The sequence below is a fragment of the Gordonia sp. SL306 genome (assembly GCF_026625785.1).
Taxonomy (GTDB): Bacteria; Actinomycetota; Actinomycetes; order Mycobacteriales; family Mycobacteriaceae; genus Gordonia.
In genome coordinates, this window is the sequence record NZ_CP113063.1 from 4656922 (window position 1) to 4672984 (window position 16063).

14 protein-coding genes are annotated in these 16063 nt (G+C 68.5%); 9 read left to right on the forward strand and 5 right to left on the reverse strand.

Annotated features, from left to right (window positions below; genetic code table 11):
• Positions 1 to 45 precede the first annotated feature (45 nt).
• Complete coding sequence (locus OVA31_RS21300; protein ID WP_267628554.1) at positions 46 to 726, reverse strand: response regulator; 681 nt, start codon at positions 724 to 726, stop codon at positions 46 to 48.
• 167 nt (positions 727 to 893) lie between these two features.
• Here OVA31_RS21300 and OVA31_RS21305 point away from each other — a divergent pair, with 167 nt between their 5' ends.
• Positions 894 to 1907: an acyl-ACP desaturase gene (locus tag OVA31_RS21305; RefSeq protein WP_267628555.1), complete on the forward strand. Its 1014-nt coding sequence runs from the start codon at positions 894 to 896 to the stop codon at positions 1905 to 1907.
• A gap of 6 nt (positions 1908 to 1913) precedes the next feature.
• Here the strand turns inward: OVA31_RS21305 and OVA31_RS21310 are convergent, their stop codons facing one another.
• Positions 1914 to 3575 (reverse strand): AMP-binding protein, encoded by a 1662-nt coding sequence (locus OVA31_RS21310; protein WP_267628556.1) that lies wholly within the window; start codon positions 3573 to 3575, stop codon positions 1914 to 1916.
• A 146-nt stretch (positions 3576 to 3721) separates the two neighbouring features.
• Between OVA31_RS21310 and cobA the strand changes: the two genes are divergently transcribed.
• The 3 genes from cobA (at position 3722) to OVA31_RS21325 (ending at position 7160) form a co-directional block, all read left to right on the forward strand.
• On the forward strand, positions 3722 to 4951 hold the full coding sequence (gene cobA, locus OVA31_RS21315; RefSeq protein WP_267628557.1) for a uroporphyrinogen-III C-methyltransferase: 1230 nt from the start codon (positions 3722 to 3724) through the stop codon (positions 4949 to 4951).
• 112 nt (positions 4952 to 5063) lie between these two features.
• Positions 5064 to 6581, forward strand: coding sequence for a DHA2 family efflux MFS transporter permease subunit (locus OVA31_RS21320; RefSeq protein WP_267628558.1), 1518 nt, complete (start codon positions 5064 to 5066; stop codon positions 6579 to 6581).
• 48 nt (positions 6582 to 6629) lie between these two features.
• Complete coding sequence (locus OVA31_RS21325) at positions 6630 to 7160, forward strand: pyridoxamine 5'-phosphate oxidase family protein (RefSeq protein WP_267628559.1); 531 nt, start codon at positions 6630 to 6632, stop codon at positions 7158 to 7160.
• Between the two features lie 9 nt (positions 7161 to 7169).
• On the opposite strand, the gene yaaA is transcribed toward OVA31_RS21325, so the two are convergent.
• On the reverse strand, positions 7170 to 7910 hold the full coding sequence (gene yaaA / locus OVA31_RS21330) for a peroxide stress protein YaaA (RefSeq protein ID WP_267628560.1): 741 nt from the start codon (positions 7908 to 7910) through the stop codon (positions 7170 to 7172).
• Between the two features lie 102 nt (positions 7911 to 8012).
• On the opposite strand from yaaA, the gene OVA31_RS21335 reads away from it, so the two are divergent.
• Positions 8013 to 9743 carry a proline--tRNA ligase gene (locus OVA31_RS21335; RefSeq protein ID WP_267631638.1) on the forward strand — a complete coding sequence of 577 codons (1731 nt, stop codon included), beginning with the start codon at positions 8013 to 8015 and terminating at the stop codon, positions 9741 to 9743.
• A gap of 127 nt (positions 9744 to 9870) precedes the next feature.
• Here OVA31_RS21335 and OVA31_RS21340 read toward each other — a convergent pair whose 3' ends face one another.
• Both OVA31_RS21340 and OVA31_RS21345 read right to left on the reverse strand, forming a co-directional pair.
• Positions 9871 to 10305 carry a ferritin-like domain-containing protein gene (locus tag OVA31_RS21340; RefSeq protein ID WP_267628561.1) on the reverse strand — a complete coding sequence of 145 codons (435 nt, stop codon included), beginning with the start codon at positions 10303 to 10305 and terminating at the stop codon, positions 9871 to 9873.
• Positions 10302 to 10847, reverse strand: coding sequence for a hypothetical protein (locus tag OVA31_RS21345; protein WP_267628562.1), 546 nt, complete (start codon positions 10845 to 10847; stop codon positions 10302 to 10304). Before OVA31_RS21345 ends, OVA31_RS21340 begins: the two co-directional genes overlap by 4 nt.
• A gap of 177 nt (positions 10848 to 11024) precedes the next feature.
• Here OVA31_RS21345 and rimP point away from each other — a divergent pair, with 177 nt between their 5' ends.
• The 4 genes from rimP (at position 11025) to infB (ending at position 16058) form a co-directional block, all read left to right on the forward strand.
• The gene (gene rimP / locus OVA31_RS21350; protein WP_267628563.1) at positions 11025 to 11576 is read left to right on the forward strand and encodes a ribosome maturation factor RimP; all 552 of its coding nucleotides are present in this window, start codon (positions 11025 to 11027) and stop codon (positions 11574 to 11576) included.
• 103 nt (positions 11577 to 11679) lie between these two features.
• Positions 11680 to 12717 (forward strand): transcription termination factor NusA, encoded by a 1038-nt coding sequence (nusA, locus tag OVA31_RS21355; RefSeq protein ID WP_267628564.1) that lies wholly within the window; start codon positions 11680 to 11682, stop codon positions 12715 to 12717.
• 44 nt (positions 12718 to 12761) lie between these two features.
• Positions 12762 to 13121 (forward strand): YlxR family protein, encoded by a 360-nt coding sequence (locus OVA31_RS21360; protein WP_164306803.1) that lies wholly within the window; start codon positions 12762 to 12764, stop codon positions 13119 to 13121.
• Positions 13122 to 13223: 102 nt separating this feature from the next.
• On the forward strand, positions 13224 to 16058 hold the full coding sequence (infB, locus tag OVA31_RS21365; protein ID WP_267628566.1) for a translation initiation factor IF-2: 2835 nt from the start codon (positions 13224 to 13226) through the stop codon (positions 16056 to 16058).
• The last annotated feature ends 5 nt before the right edge of the window (positions 16059 to 16063 follow it).

Genomic DNA, 16063 nt, shown 5'->3' on the forward strand with positions numbered 1-16063 from the left:
TCCGCGCACGAACAACGGGGGAGAGCGCGGGACGAGCCCGGCGCGTCAGATCTTGCCGTCGCGCAGTTTGGTCGCCATCACGGCGACTTGTGTGCGTCGCTGCATGTCGAGCTTCGCCAGGATGCGGGACACGTAGTTCTTGATCGTCTTCTCGGCCAGGAACATCCGTTCCGCGATCTGTCGATTGGTGAGCCCGTCGCCGATGTGGCTGAACACCTCGCGCTCCTGTGCGGTGAGTTCGGCGAGCGGATCGGCGGCCGAACCCTTGCCGCCCCGCAGTTTGGCAAGGAGGGCGGCCGTGCTGCGGTCGTCGAGCAGGGACCCGCCGTGTCCGACAGTTCGGACGGCCGCGACGAGGTTGTGGCCGAGGATCTGCTTGAGCACGAAGCCGGACGCGCCGGCCAGCACGGCCGCCAGCAAGGCGTCGTCGTCGGCGTAGCTCGTCAGCATCAGACAACGCACCGACGGTTCTTCCGCGCGCACGTCACGACAGAGTTCCACGCCGTTGCCGTCCGGGAGGCGGACGTCGAGGACCGCGACGTCGGGCTTGGTCGCGAGGATGCCGACCTTCGCCTCGCCAACAGATGCGGCCTCACCCACCACTTCCAGATCGTCGGCGGTGCCCAAGAGGTCGCGCAAGCCGCGTCGGACCAGTTCGTGGTCATCGACGAGGTAGACGCGGACCGGCTTGTCCGGCGCGCCGTCCGGTGTGGCATCGGCAGGCATGTCCTCGACGGTACCGCAGGCCCAGACGGCGGGAGGCACATGAGCTTTGACGACCTGAGACCCAGCCGATCCGGGACTTTGTGCTCACGTGACGACGCCACCCGGTGGCGCAGTGTTGGTTGCACACCGGCGATGGCGGCCGGCGAGTGCGACTTCGAGGGAGAGCGATGACGAGCATGGTCGGTTCACCGACGGTTACGGACACAGGGATGACCGGATCGGATCTGCTGCGGGAGTTGCTCCCGGTCTGCGAGACCGAGGTCGAGCGGCACATGACGATGACCACGGACTGGCATCCGCACGACTACGTCCCGTGGACCGACGGCCGCAACTTCGCCGCGCTGGGCGGCGATGACTGGGACCCGTCGCAGTCCCACCTCTCGGAGACGGCCAAGGCGGCCATGATCACCAATCTCCTGACCGAGGACAACCTCCCGTCCTATCACCGCGTGATCGCGGACAACTTCGGCCTCGACGACGCGTGGGGTTTCTGGGTGGGCCGGTGGACCGCCGAGGAGATGCGTCACTCGGTGGTGATGCGCGACTACCTCGTGGTCACCCGAGGTGTGGACCCCGTCGAACTGGAGAACACCCGGATGCAGCACATGACGCACGGCTTCAACCCGCTGCCCGAGGACGACGGACAGCGCGACCACAGCTTCGACATGCTCTACGCCGTCAGCTACGTGAGCTTCCAGGAGCTGGCCACCCGGGTGTCGCACCGCAACACCGGCAAGGCCTGCGGCGACCCGATCGCCGACCGCATGCTGCAACGCGTCGCCGCGGACGAGAACCTGCACATGCTCTTCTATCGCAACATCGTCGACGGTGCGCTCGACTTGGTCCCGGATCAGGCGATGGTCGCGATCTACGGCATCGTCTCGAACTTCCAGATGCCCGGCGCGTCGATGCCGAACTTCCGTCGCAACGCGGTCCTGATCGCCAAGGGAGGGATCTACGACCTGCCGCAGCACATGTCCGAGGTGGTGATGCCGGTGCTGCGCAAGTGGCGGATCTTCGAACGCGATGACTTCGGCCCACTCGGCGAGCACTACCGAGAGTTGTTGGGCGGCTTCCTCGAACAGATGAACATCAAGGTGGGGAAGTTCGAGGAAGCGCGTGAGCGCGCCCTGGCCCGTCAGCGAGCCAAGGGGGGACTTGTCGAGGTGTCTGCCCGATGACCCGCGTCAGCTCGTCGGCACCTGCGGGAGAACGTCTGCTCTACCGTGTTCGCGGAACTCATCGGCGAGTCGGGCCGCCCGGATCTCGTCGAACGGGTGGTAGTCACCGTCCCGGAACTCGAAGATCGGGTCGTCGGTGAACCAGGCCGCACGTCGTAACGCGGGTTTGTCGAGCTTGCGGGTGGCGGTGAGGGGGAGCGCATCGGTCAGTCGCACCAGCGACGGCGTCCACTTGGTGCCCAGATCGGGCTGCGCGGAGATGAATTCGGCGAAGGCCTGTGGATCGAAATCGACCGCGGGCAACTCGAGCGTGACCATCACCCGGTCGCCGGTGCGCGGATCGGGGATGCCGTAGGCGGCCACGCCTCGCAGGCCGGGGAACCGGGCGACGATCCGCTCGAGCGGTGCGGTGGCGAAGTTCTCGGAGTCGACGCGGATCCAGTCACTGGTGCGACCGGCGAACCAGAAGACGCCGTCGGCGTCCCGGTAGGCGAGGTCGCCGGACCAGTAATCACCGTCGCGGATCTTCTCTGCCGTCGCCTCGGGATTGTTGTAGTAGCCCTCGAAGCGGTCGCCGCCGCCGCGCGCCACGATCTCCCCGATCGCCTCCTCGGCGTTCGTCATGATCCCGTCCCCATCGAAAATCGCAGGAGGACAGGGTGTTCCGTCGTCTTTCAGGATCTCCAGACCTATCTCGGGCCGGGGAATCCCGAGTGCACCCGGTGGGGTGTCGGGGTCCCGCAGGATGACGCAGACTCCCTCGGAGGAGCCATAGGACTCGATGATCCGGCAGCCGAACCGGCGCGTGAACTCCGCACGGTCGACGGCAGACGCCTCGGTCCCGAAGCCGAGCCGGAGGTCGGTGTGCGATTCGTCGGGCGATTCGGGCTGGGCAAGGATGTAGGTCAGAGACCGGCCGACATAGTTGAAGAACGTGGCGCCGAAGCGCCGGACGTCCGGGAGGAACCCCGACGCGCTGAATCGAGGACGGATGGCGAACGTCCCGCCGTAGGCGAGGATCGGCGCCCAGGCGCTCATCAACGCATTGCCGTGGAAGAGCGGCATGGCGTTGTATGCGACGTCGTGGCGGCCGAGGCCGCGGACATTGAGTTCGCCGATCGCGGCGAGCCGCGCGGAGCTGCAGATCACCGCCTTGGGTGCCCCCGTGGACCCCGAGGTGAACAGCAGCAGCAGATCGTGATTGACGCCGCGGAACGTGGGGAAGTCGTCGATGCGGGCATGTCGGTGGTCGTCGATCACGGTGGCGTAGTGCGCTGAGTCGGTCTCGAGGGTCTCGACGTCGCCGCAGTCGGGGATCAACTCACGGCGCGAGGCCCCGACGAGGACCAGTCCGCAGTCGGTGCGCCGGACATCGGCGGCGAGTTCGGCGCCGCGCCGGGTCGGATTGACACCGACCACGGTGACGCCGGCGAGCGCGGCACCACCGATGAGGAACAGATACTCGGGGTCGTTGTCCATCAGGACGCCGACGTGCCACGGGCCGGGCCGGGGGCCGCGCAGTCGCCTGAGCGCTGCGGCCCGTACCGCCGACTCCGTGACGAACTCGCGCCACGTCCATGCGTCGTCACCGGAACGCAGTGCGATGCCCGGATCGTCGCTGCGGGCGGCGAGAAGGTCGGCGATCGTCCTCGTCGACGGGTTGGTCATCCGGGCACCCTTCTGTGACGTCGGTTACGTGGCGGTGATCCGCAACGTATCACCGTGATCGCGCCGCCTCGGTGATCCGGCGTCCGGTACCGCAGGCGTCGTCCTGGCGAGGGTCGACCGTGGTTCGGACGGTAGGCTCGTGGCTCATGTCGGCACCAGCATCCGCAGACGGCTCGTCCGGCGGTCACTACCTCGTGGGCCTCGATCTGACCGGCCGCAAGGTCGTCCTCGTGGGCGGGGGATCGGTGGCACAGCGGCGACTGCCCAATCTGGTCGCTGCGGGCGCACAGGTGCATGTCGTCGCAATCGACCCGACGCCCGCCGTCGAATCCACCCCCGGGGTCACCGTGTACCGCCGCGCCTACCAGGAGGACGATCTCGTCGGGGCCTGGTACGTGATGGCCTGCACCGACGATCCCGAGGTCAACGAGCGGGTCGTCGCCGATGCCGAGGCACGTCACACCTTCTGCGTCCGCACCGACGACGCCCGGTTCGGCACGGCGGTCACGCCGGCCTCCGGCCGCCATCGGGACCTCCAGTTCGGCGTGCTCGCCGGCGGAGACCATCGGCAGTCGGCGGCGTTGCGCGCAGCGATCGGACGTGCCCTCGCCGACGGTTCGCTGACCGTCGACGACGATGCGCCCCATCCGCCGGGCGTAGCGCTGGTCGGCGGAGGTCCCGGCGACCCCGATCTGATCACCGTGCGAGGCCAGAAGCTCCTGCAGGCGGCCGATGTGGTGGTCGCCGACCGGCTCGCGCCACCTCAACTGCTCGCCGAACTGGGGCCGCAGGTCGAGATCGTCGACGCCGCGAAGGTGCCCTACGGGCGCGCCATGAAACAAGAGGCAATCAACGCCGTCCTGGTGGATCGCGCCACGGCGGGGAAGTTCGTGGTGCGGCTCAAGGGCGGTGACCCGTATGTCTACGGCCGCGGATTCGAAGAGGTCCAGGCTTGCGTCGAGGCCGGCGTCCCGGTGACCGTCGTCCCCGGGATCAGCAGTCCGATCGCGGTACCCGCGTCGGCGGGCATCCCGGTCACGCATCGCGGTGTCACGCATGAGGTGGTGATCGCCTCGGGGCACGTCCCGCCCGGCCACCCGGACTCGCTGATCGACTGGTCGGCCGTCGCCCGGCTACGAGGCACCTTGGTGCTGATGATGGCGGTGGAGCGGGTCGACGTGTTCGCCGACGCGCTGCTCGCCGGCGGAAAGCCGGCGCATACGCCCGTCGCGATGATCGAGAACGGCTCCCTGCCGACGCAGCGCGTGCTGCGTACCGACCTCGCCGGTGCGGCGGCGACCGCCCGGGAGCACGACCTGCGGCCACCGGCGATCGTGGTGATCGGCGACGTCGCCGGGTTCACCGACGCATCCTGACATCCGTTCCGACCTGGACGTCTGATCAGGACGTCCGACCCTGCGACGATGCCCATCAACGGGTCAATGGCGATTGGCATATTCCACTCCGGGGGCGGTAGCGTCGGGCTTTATGTCCGCACCGGAAACGTCGAGCCCCGGGCACACCGCCGTGCCGGAATACCGCAACGTCTTCGGTCCCGCGATCATCGTCCTGAGCGGGATGCAGCTGCTGATGGTGCTCGACGGCACCGTCGCGGCTCTGGCGCTGCCGCGGATCCGCGACGGCCTGCAACTCTCCGAATCCGGCGCTAACTGGATCATCAGCAGTTACGTGCTCGCCTTCGGTGGACTGATGCTGCTCGGCGGTCGGCTCGGCGACACCTTCGGTCGCAAGCGCATGTTCATCGTCGGCGTCGTCGCGTTCACCGCGACATCGTTGTTGTGCGGTCTCGCGTGGAACGAGACGAGCCTGATCATCGGTCGGGCGCTGCAGGGCGCGTCGGCCGCCGTCGCCGCACCGACGGCGATGGCACTGGTCGCGACGACGTTCGCGCCGGGCAAGGCCCGTAGCCAGGCGTTTGCGATCTACGCCGCGATGACCGGCGTCGGGTCGGTCGCCGGACTCATCCTGGGAGGCGTCCTCACGCAGGTGTCGTGGCGGCTGGTGTTCCTGATCAACGTCCCGATCGGGGTGCTCGTCGCCGTCGGCGCGATCGCCGTCCTCCGCGAGTCGCAGGGCGAGCGCCTCTCACTGGATGTGCCGGGCGCGATTCTCGCGACCCTCGGTTGCTCGTTGCTGGTGCTGGCGGTCAACGAGGGGCCGAGCGGTTGGGCCCGGCCGGTCGTGGTCGGCTCGTTCGTCCTGGGGGCGCTCGCGCTGATCGCCTTCGTGTTCGTCGAGCGCCGGGCGAGCAACCCGATCCTTCCGTTCGTCATCTTCGAGAACCGCAACCGCGTCGCCGCCTTGGCGTCGATCTTCCTGGCCAGCATGATCATGATGTGCATGGCGGTGTTCATCTCGCTGTACCTCCAGGGCATCCTCAAGTACTCGCCGATCCAGAGCGGGCTGGCCGTCGTGCCGTTCGCCTTCGGGCTCGGTGTGGCGGCCGCGATCGCCTCCAAGCTGGCCCTGATGATCCAGCCGCGCTGGCTGGTGCTGGTCGGTGGCGCGATCATCCTCGCCGGCTGCCTATACGCCTCGTCGATCGCCACCGCGACCCCGGGATATTTCCCGAGCATCGCGCTCCCCGTCGTCGTCATCGGTTTCGGCGTCGGCTTCGCCGTCATACCGCTCACGCTGTCGGTGGTCGCCGGGGTCGGGCCGATGGAGATCGGTCCGCTCACCGCGCTCGCACAGGTCGCACAGAACCTGGGCGGAGCAATCGGACTCGTCGCCGTCGGTGCTGCGGTCACCTCGCGCGCCCTGTCGGAGGGCGGCACCACGCGCCCGGTCGAGGACATGAACCCGACCGAGCTGGCCGCCCAGGCCAGCGGCTACGGGCTGGCGTTCGCGTGCTGTGCCGGTATCGCGGTGCTCGCGGCCGTCGTCGTGATGTTCATGCGGTTCACGCCGGAAGAGGTCGCGGAGGGACAGGCTGCGCAAGAAGCGGCCAACGCGTCGCTCGACGTCGACCCCGAGCATCCCTGAGCGCATCCGACGCGATGATTTTCCTCGCCGCGGCGGGTCTAGGTCTGTATGACGACCAAGAACCTGGCCGACCTGTACCAGCTCGCCACGCTCGACTGGGACCCGATAGCCGCGCGCCTCGACGCCGGGGTGTCACAGGCTCCGGGGACCGGCGGACCTGACCGGCACACCTGGTGGCTGGCGACCATCGACGCCGACGGCCACCCACACGTGGCCGGTGTCGGAGCGCTCTGGCACGACGGCGCCTTGTGGTTCGAGACGGGCGCCGAGACCCGGAAGGGGCGCAACGTCGCCAGGGACCCGCGATGCACGTTGTCGCTGGCGATGCATGACTACGACCTCGTCGTCGAGGGAGAGGCGCATCGGGTCACCGAGCCCGACGTCGTGGCCGAGATGGCCGAACAGTGGGCCGTCGACTGGCCGTGTCGCGTCGACGACAGCGGGGTCGCGCTCACCGCGGACTTCAGCGCACCGTCGGCGGGCCCGCCGCCCTGGTACGTCTATCGCGTCACGCCGCGTGCGGCCACCGCGCTGCTGACCGTGGAGCCGGGTGGTGCCACCCGATTCACGTTCGACTGAACGAGGCGCTCAGTCGGTGACGACGACAATCGTGTCGTCCGAGGCGATCTCGGCCCGCTGACCGGCGTCGGCCAGCACGGCGGCCAGCGCGTTGACCTCCCGTACGTTCCGTCGGGTCCGCACCAACTCGCGCGCCATCAGCCCCTTGTAGTGCTTGTTGAAGTGGCTGACCACTTTTCGGCTACCGTCGGCCGCCTCGGTGACCACCGTCGCCGTGACCGCGCCCCGGATCGGGCCGAGCTGCTGATAGATGCCCGACCGGAGATCGACGACGAAATCGTCCACCGTCTCGAGACTGTCGGACAGGTCGGGCTTCCACACCGAGGCCAGCGTCGGCAGCCCGGGCAGCTTCGAGCCGCCCGACAACCGATACGCCGGGATCATGTCCGGAGCGCGAACCACACCGAACAACGCCGACCCCACGGCCAGACGGTCGGCGGCCTTGGATCTGCCGGCGCGGGTGAGCGACCCGTGGTCGAGCGCGTCGTAGAGAACTCCCGTATAGCGCTCGATCGCGGGGCGGGTAGGAGCGAGCCAGAGGTCGGCATTACGGTCGATCTCGCCGAGCTGGGTGCGGCCGAGGCCGAGCGCCTCGCGACTGGCGTCGAGATCGCTCGCGAGATCGACTATCGCCTCGGCGATGCGCTTGCGGATCGGATTCAGCTCGGGGAACGACAGGGTGTCCAGGTCGAGTGGGGCACCTCGCCCGCCGTCGGATTTGGTCTCGGAGGGAGGCAGGATGACGAGCACCGCAACACCATAACCGGGGGGAACGACGGGGTCGGGAACCGTCCCATACCGCAGGGCCGTGACCGAAGGCTCCCGACTAAGGTGAACCCCGTGATCACACGGATGTCGACCCTGTTCCTGCGTACTCTCCGCGACGATCCGGCCGACGCCGAGGTGCCCAGCCACAAGCTGCTGGTCCGGGCCGGCTACGTGCGACGTACCGCGCCCGGCGTCTACAGCTGGCTGCCGCTGGGCCTGCGCGTCCTCAAGGCCGTCGAGAACGTCGTCCGGGAGGAGATGTCCGCGATCGGTGCGCAAGAGATCCTGTTGCCCGCGCTGCTGCCGCGTGACCCCTACGAGTCGACCGGCAGGTGGACCGAATACGGCGACAGCCTGTTTCGGCTCAAGGACCGCAAGGGTGCGGACATGCTGCTCGGCCCGACGCACGAGGAGCTGTTCACCCAGCTCGTGAAGGGTGAGTACTCCTCGTACAAGGATCTGCCGGTGATCCTCTACCAGATCCAGAGCAAGTACCGCGACGAGGAGCGGCCCCGAGCGGGCATCCTGCGCGGCCGCGAGTTCGTCATGAAAGACGCCTATTCGTTCGACCTCGACGACGACGGGCTCAAGACCTCCTACAACGCCCACCGCGAGGCGTATCAGAAGATCTTCCGGCGCCTGGAGGTCAGCTATGTGATCGTCGCTGCGACGTCGGGGGCGATGGGTGGCAGCGCGTCGGAGGAGTTCCTCGCGGAGAGCGAGGTCGGCGAGGACACGTTCGTGCGTTGCCTCGACTCGGGCTATGCGGCGAACGTCGAAGCGGTGATCACACCTGCGCCCGCGCCGATCCCGTTCGACGGCCTCCCCGAGGCCAAGGTGCACGACACACCGGACACCCCGACCATCGAGACCCTCGTGCAGTGGGCGAATGCGACCTTCGAGCACACCTACGGCGGATACGACACGCTGAAGAACGTGATGGTGAAAATCCGTCAGCCGGGTGGCGACTGGGAGATCACCGGTATCGGTGTCCCCGGCGACCGTGAGGTCGACATGAAGCGGCTCGAGGCCGCTGTCGAGCCGGCCGAGGTGGAGTTGCTGACCGACGAGGACTTCGCCGCCAACCCGTTCCTGGTGAAGGGGTACATCGGCCCGAAGGGGTTGGCGGCCAACGGGATCAAGTACCTGGTGGATCCGCGCGTGGTGGACGGTACGTCGTGGATCACGGGTGCCGACGAATCGGGGAAGCACTACGTCGATCTGGTGGCAGGCCGAGACTTCACGCCCGACGGCACCGTCGAGGCGGCCGAGGTGCGCGACGGCGACCCGTCGCCGGACGGCAAAGGCCCGCTCGTCTCCGCCAAGGGCATCGAGATCGGCCACATCTTCCAGTTGGGTCAGAAGTACACCAACGCCTTCGAGGTCGACGTCCTCGGCGAGAGCGGCAAGCCGGTGCGTCTCACCATGGGCTCCTACGGCGTCGGCGTGTCACGACTGGTCGCGGTGATCGCCGAGCAGTGCCATGACGAGAAGGGCTTGAGGTGGCCGCGTTCGGTCGCGCCGTTCGCGGTGCACCTCGTCATCGCGAACAAGGACGAAGCCGCGATCACCGGCGCGCACGAGTTGGCCGAGGATCTCGACGCGGCCGGACTGTCGGTGCTGCTCGACGACCGCAAGGCCTCACCGGGTGTCAAGTTCAAGGATGCCGAGCTGCTCGGGATGCCTGTCGTCGTGGTGGTGGGACGCGGATATGCCAACGGCACCATCGAGATCCGCGACCGTTTCACCGGGGAGACCACCGAGGTCGCCGTCGGGGATGCCGTGGCGGAGGTCACCGCGGCCGCCCGCGGCTGACGCGGGGTTCCGCATCGGCTGATCGGTGCTGTCGACGCGAGAACGGTTGCTGTCGGCGGTATTGGCGTTGCTGTCGGCGGAACCTCGGTTGCTGTCGACGGGATTGGCGTTGCCGTCGGCGAGGGGGTCAGCCGGGACGGCCCGGGAAGGCGACCGTGGCCGGCGAGATCCGCGCTGCGACCCGCCAGGTGCCTGCGCGTACCGACGAGTCGGTGAGGCCGTCGAGCCCCAGCCGGCGGGCGACGCTGTTCTCGGCACGTTCCAGGAGTGCCCGATACGCGACCGTGCAGTCCACCTCGGCGGCGAGGAGTGCCTTCACCGCGGAGACCGAATCGTCGACGGTCAGCGGCAGCGTGTAGCCGGCGGCCGACTCCGGAACCGTCGCCTTGGCCGCGTTGAGCGCGGCCACCAGCTCGTCGCGTCGGGCCCGGTGTGCCGCGGCGTACTCGGCGACGGTGTCGCGCCGGGCGGCCGACACGAAGGCGGTCGAGACACCGTAGGTGAAGATCGCCGCATTCTCCGCGTTGACGGCCGCGGCCAGAGCATCGGTGGTCGCGGTCATGCGAGTTGTACCTCCACCATGCTGGTCACCGACGCGCCGACGGCGCCGGCGAGTCCTGCCGAGTATCCGCTCAGGTTGACGCTCGCGTCGCCTGCCGTGCGCGCCGACCGTGCGAGTTGTGCACGAAGAGCATCGACGGTGCTCGCGGTCGGTGCCGGTGCCGGTGTCGCGGGACTGTTCGGGGGCGCCGACGCGGGCGCCGACGACGGCGTCGCAGCGCCCGGTACCGAGATCCGCCCGGCGGTCTGCTCATCGAGGCGCGCAACCTCTTCGCGGAGAGCGTTGGCGTGTTCACCGCGCTGCTCGGCGACCACGCCGAGCGCATTCGCATACTCCGGTGTGCGGGGCGCCAGTGACTGCGCAGAGGCCTGATCGGCGAATGCGGCATCGGCGAGAGGCACGAGCGCGGCCGCCGTGATCTGTTCGGGGGACGGTCCGCTGTCGCAGGCCGCCACCGTTGCCGCAGCGACGGTTCCGACCGTGACGGCGAGGCCACCGCGCAGCACCGCGCGGCGCGTCAGGGGTGAGGTCACGCGACACATGATGCCAGTTGATGCGGCCGCGTCCGGGACGGGCGCAGGAGCCATGGCCGCCCGGTCCGGGGCCGGCGTCCGGACCGAACCGGATCCACTAGGATGATTGCGTCTCACCGGTCGAATGGCCGCCCAGCGGCGCCCCCCGGGGAGCGCCGTCGGGACAACTGAAGACGAGGAGCGCCCGTGCCGATCACCGCCGAACAGGTGACCCAACTCGTCGAACCAGTCGTCTCCGCTGCGGGATTCGACTTGGAGGACGTCGTCGTCACCGAGGTGGCCGATCGCACCGAGCTCACCGTCGTGGTCGACCGCGACGGCGGCAGTGATCTCGATGTCCTCGCCGACCTCAGTCGCGAACTCTCCGATCTCCTCGACGACGCTCCGTCGACCGCCGACGCCGTGTACACCCTCGAGGTCACCTCGCCGGGTGTGGACCGTCCGCTGACGGCCGCGCGGCACTGGCAGCGGGCCCGCGGTCGCAAGGTCGCGGTCGAGATTGCCACCGACGACGACGCGTCGCCGCGTCGCGTCACGGGTCGCGCCGGTCCCGTCGACGACGACGGCGGGGTTCTGCTCGTGGTCAACGAGCGTGGGCGGATCCGCACCGAGACGGTCGCGCTCGACTCGGTGACCAACGCCGTCGTGCAGGTCGATTTCGGACAGCCGAGCGCCACCGAACTACAGCTGTGCGGGCTCGATCCCGACGAGATCCGCCGCAGAAGGTCCGAAGCCTGACCGGACACGCCGGGGAGTACCGGTTCCACGATCGATCAGGATCTGCGCACAATCGAAACGGACAAATGAATACGAAGCGACAAATGAATAGGAGCTCAACCCCATGAACATCGACATCAACGCGCTCCGCATGATCGAGGCGGACAAGGGTATCTCGATCGACACGGTCATCACCGCGATCGAGACCGCGCTGTTGACCGCCTACCGCCACACCGAAGGGTTCGCGCCGCACGCCCGCATCGACGTCAACCGCAAGACCGGCGCGGTGCGGGTGATGGCGCAGGAACTCGACGACACCGGCGAGGTCGTGCACGAGTGGGACGACACCCCGGAGGGGTTCGGCCGGATCGCGGCCACCACGGCCCGCCAGGTCATCCTGCAACGACTGCGTGACGCGGAGAACGAGAAGAACTTCGGCGACTTCGTCACCCACGAGGGCGAGATCGTCGGCGGTGTCGTCCAGCAGGACGCCCGGGCGAACGCCCGCGGGATGATCGTCGTGGCCATCGGCAGCGACGCCAACACCGCCGAAGGCGTGATCCCGCCCGCCGAGCAGGTGCCCGGCGAGACCTACACCCACGGTGACCGCATCAAGTGCTATGTCGTCGGGGTGTCACGGGGACCCCGCGGTCCGCAGATCACACTCTCGCGCACCCACCCGAACCTCGTCCGCAAGCTGTTCGCGCTCGAGGTGCCCGAGATCGAGGACGGGTCCGTCGAGATCGTCGCGGTGGCCCGCGAGGCGGGACACCGCTCCAAGATCGCCGTGCACACCGGGGTAAGCGGCCTCAACGCGAAGGGTGCCTGCATCGGTCCGATGGGTCAGCGCGTCCGGAACGTGATGAGCGAGCTCGCCGGCGAGAAGATCGACATCATCGACTACGACACCGATCCCGGCGCGTTCGTCGGGAATGCCCTGTCGCCCGCGAAGGTTGTCTCGGTCGAGGTGATCGACCTCGCGGCCAAGGCGGCCCGGGTGGTGGTGCCTGATTATCAGCTGTCGTTGGCCATCGGCAAGGAGGGCCAGAACGCTCGGCTGGCCGCACGCCTGACGGGTTGGCGGATCGACATCCGATCGGATGCGGATCCGGCGCCGCCGGCAGTAGACGGCCGCGGTTCCGACGTCGCGCACACCGACTGAGCAGCCGGTTGCCGGAGATGCGTAGGGGCGCGCTAGACTGATCGATGGTTCAGCGAACTCTCTCGACACCAGCCGAGGATGGGGCCGCGCGAGATGGTTCGACCATCCGCGGACCTGTCCGAACATGTGTCGGATGTCGGCAGCGTGCCGAGGCAACGGCCCTGGTCCGGATTGTCGCCCGTCGGGGTGACGGTCCGCCGGTGACGGTGGTCGATCTCGCGAAGACCATGCCGGGACGGGGTGCTTGGTTGCACCCGCGACGGGACTGTTTGTCCGCCGCGGTGCGACGTAAGGCATTTCCCTCGGCACTTCGGGCGCCCGGTCTGACCGTGGCACCCGACGACCTCGCCGAAGCAATCGGTGGGATCACCGAAGTAGATGGCCTCAACGGCCGGAACAGGTAGCAGAAGACATGAGCACACCGTGAAGTACCCACGATGAGCGCGTTTCTAACGTAAACCGAGGTCGTAGCGGGCAGCCCGCTCGACCTCCAAGTGAGGAGAGCAGTGGCAGGCAAGGCCCGCGTGCATGAACTGGCCAAAGAACTCGGCGTGACGAGCAAGCAAGTGCTCGAGCGACTGAAGGAACAGGGCGAGTTCGTCAAATCAGCGTCGTCGACCGTCGAGGCCCCGGTGGCCCGTCGACTTCGCGAATCATTCCCCCAGAACTCAGGATCCAAGGACGCCCGGAAGTCGGCGGCCAAGCCCGGCGGCGCACCGAAGCCCGGTGCGAACGGTGCTGCGGCCAAGCCCGGCCCGGCCCGTCCAGGACCCAAGCCGGGTGCACCTGCACCCGGCCCGACGCCCGCTGCGGCCGCCGCTCCGGCGCCGGCCCCGGCGGCACCCGCGCCGACCCCGGCACCTGCACCGACCCCGGCGCCCGCGGCACCCGCCGCGCAGGCTCCGGCAGCGCAGGCTCCCCAGGCCGATGCGACAGCAGCACAGGATTCGGGCGCCGCCGCACCGGCTCGCCCTGCACCGCGACCGGGCCCCAAGCCCGGCCCGCGCGCACCGCGCGTCGGCAACAACCCGTACTCATCGGCACCGGCACCCGCTCCGCGTCCGCAGGCTCCGCGCCCCGGTCCCGGACAGGGTGGCCCTCGCCCCGGCGGCGGTCGTCCGGGCACGACCGGCCGACCTGGACCTGCAGGTCAGGGCGGTCCCCGTCCGGCTCCCGGTCAGGGCGGTCCTCGTCCGAGCCCGGGTAGCATGCCCCCGCGTCCGAACCCGGGTGCGATGCCCAGTCGTGCGGCCCGCCCCGACGCCGGACGCCCAGGTCGTGGTGGACCGGGCGGCGGCAACCGTGGCGGCGGTGGCGGAGGCTACCGCGGCGGCGGTGGCGGTGCCCCCGGCGGCGCACCAGGTGGAGCTCCCGGTGGTTTCCGCGGTCGTCCCGGTGGCGGTGGCGGACGTGGCCGCGGCGGTGCCGCAGGTGCGTTCGGTCGCCCCGGTGGCGCGCCGCGCAGGGGACGCAAGTCGAAGCGTCAGAAGCGCCAGGAATATGACTCGATGCAGGCGCCCGCCGTCGGCGGCGTGCGTTTGCCACGTGGCAATGGCGAGACCATCCGGCTGGCCCGCGGCGCATCATTGTCGGACTTCGCCGACAAGATCGACGCGAACCCGGCATCGTTGGTGCAGGCGCTGTTCAACCTCGGCGAGATGGTCACCGCAACCGAGTCGGTGAACGACGAGACGCTGGAGCTGCTCGGCTCCGAGATGAACTACACCGTCCAGGTCGTCAGCCCGGAGGACGAGGACCGCGAGCTCCTGCAGAGCTTCGACCTCACCTACGGCGAGGACGAGGGCGACGACGAGGATCTCGAACAGCGTCCGCCGGTGGTGACCGTCATGGGTCACGTCGATCACGGTAAGACCCGCCTGCTGGACACGATCCGTAAGGCCAACGTCCGTGAGGGCGAGGCAGGCGGCATCACCCAGCACATCGGTGCGTACCAGGTCAACACCCACCTCAACGGTGAGGACCGTCTGGTCACCTTCATCGACACCCCGGGTCACGAGGCCTTCACGGCCATGCGTGCCCGCGGTGCGAAGGCCACCGACATCGCGATCCTCGTGGTCGCGGCCGACGACGGCGTCATGCCGCAGACGGTCGAGGCGGTCAACCACGCGCAGGCTGCTGACGTGCCGATCGTGGTGGCGGTCAACAAGATCGACAAAGAAGGCGCCGATCCGCAGAAGATCCGCGGGCAGCTCACCGAATACGGGCTGATCCCGGAGGAGTACGGCGGCGAGAGCATGTTCGTCGACATCTCGGCGAAGCAGGGCGAGAACATCGACGCACTGCTCGAAGCCGTGCTGCTGACCGCGGACGCCTCGCTCGATCTGCGTGCGAACCCGGACATGGACGCCCAGGGTGTCGCGATCGAGGCACACCTCGACCGCGGCCGCGGTCCCGTGGCGACCGTGCTGGTCCAGCGCGGAACGCTCAAGGTCGGCGACTCGATTGTCGCCGGCGACGCCTACGGACGCGTCCGACGCATGGTCGACGAGCACGGCGACGACGTCGCCGAGGCTCTGCCGTCGCGACCTGTCCAGGTCATCGGGTTCACCTCGGTGCCCGGCGCGGGTGACAACCTGCTCGTCGTCGAGGAGGACCGGACCGCACGGCAGATCGCCGACCGTCGCAATGCGCGCAAGCGGAATGCGCTGGCCGCACGCAGCCGTAAGCGGATCAGCCTGGAAGATCTGGATTCGGCGCTCAAGGAGACGAGTCAGCTCAACCTGATCGTCAAGGGCGACAACTCCGGTACGGTCGAGGCGCTCGAAGAGGCCCTTCTGGGTATCGACATGGGCGACGAAGTGGCACTCCGGGTCATCGACCGCGGTGTCGGCGGCGTCACCGAGACCAACGTCAACCTGGCGACGGCCTCGGACGCGATCATCATCGGATTCAACGTCCGCGCAGAGGGCAAGGCCACCGAGCTGGCCAACCGCGAGGGCGTCGACATCCGGTACTACTCGGTGATCTACCAGGCGATCGACGAGATCGAGAGCGCGCTCAAGGGCATGCTCAAGCCGGTCTACGAAGAGGTGGAGCTCGGCCGCGCCGAGATCCGCGCGATCTTCAAGTCGTCGAAGGTCGGCAACATCGCCGGCTGTCTGGTCCAGTCGGGCATCGTCCGTCGCAACGCGAAGGCACGGCTGCTGCGCGACAACGTCGTGGTCGCCGAGAACCTCACCATCGCGTCGCTCAAGCGTGAGAAGGACGATGTCACCGAGGTCCGCGACGGGTACGAGTGTGGTCTCACGCTCACCTACAGCGACATCAAGGTCGACGACGTGATCGAGAGTTACGAACTACAGGAGAAGCCGCGCGACTGAGGTCT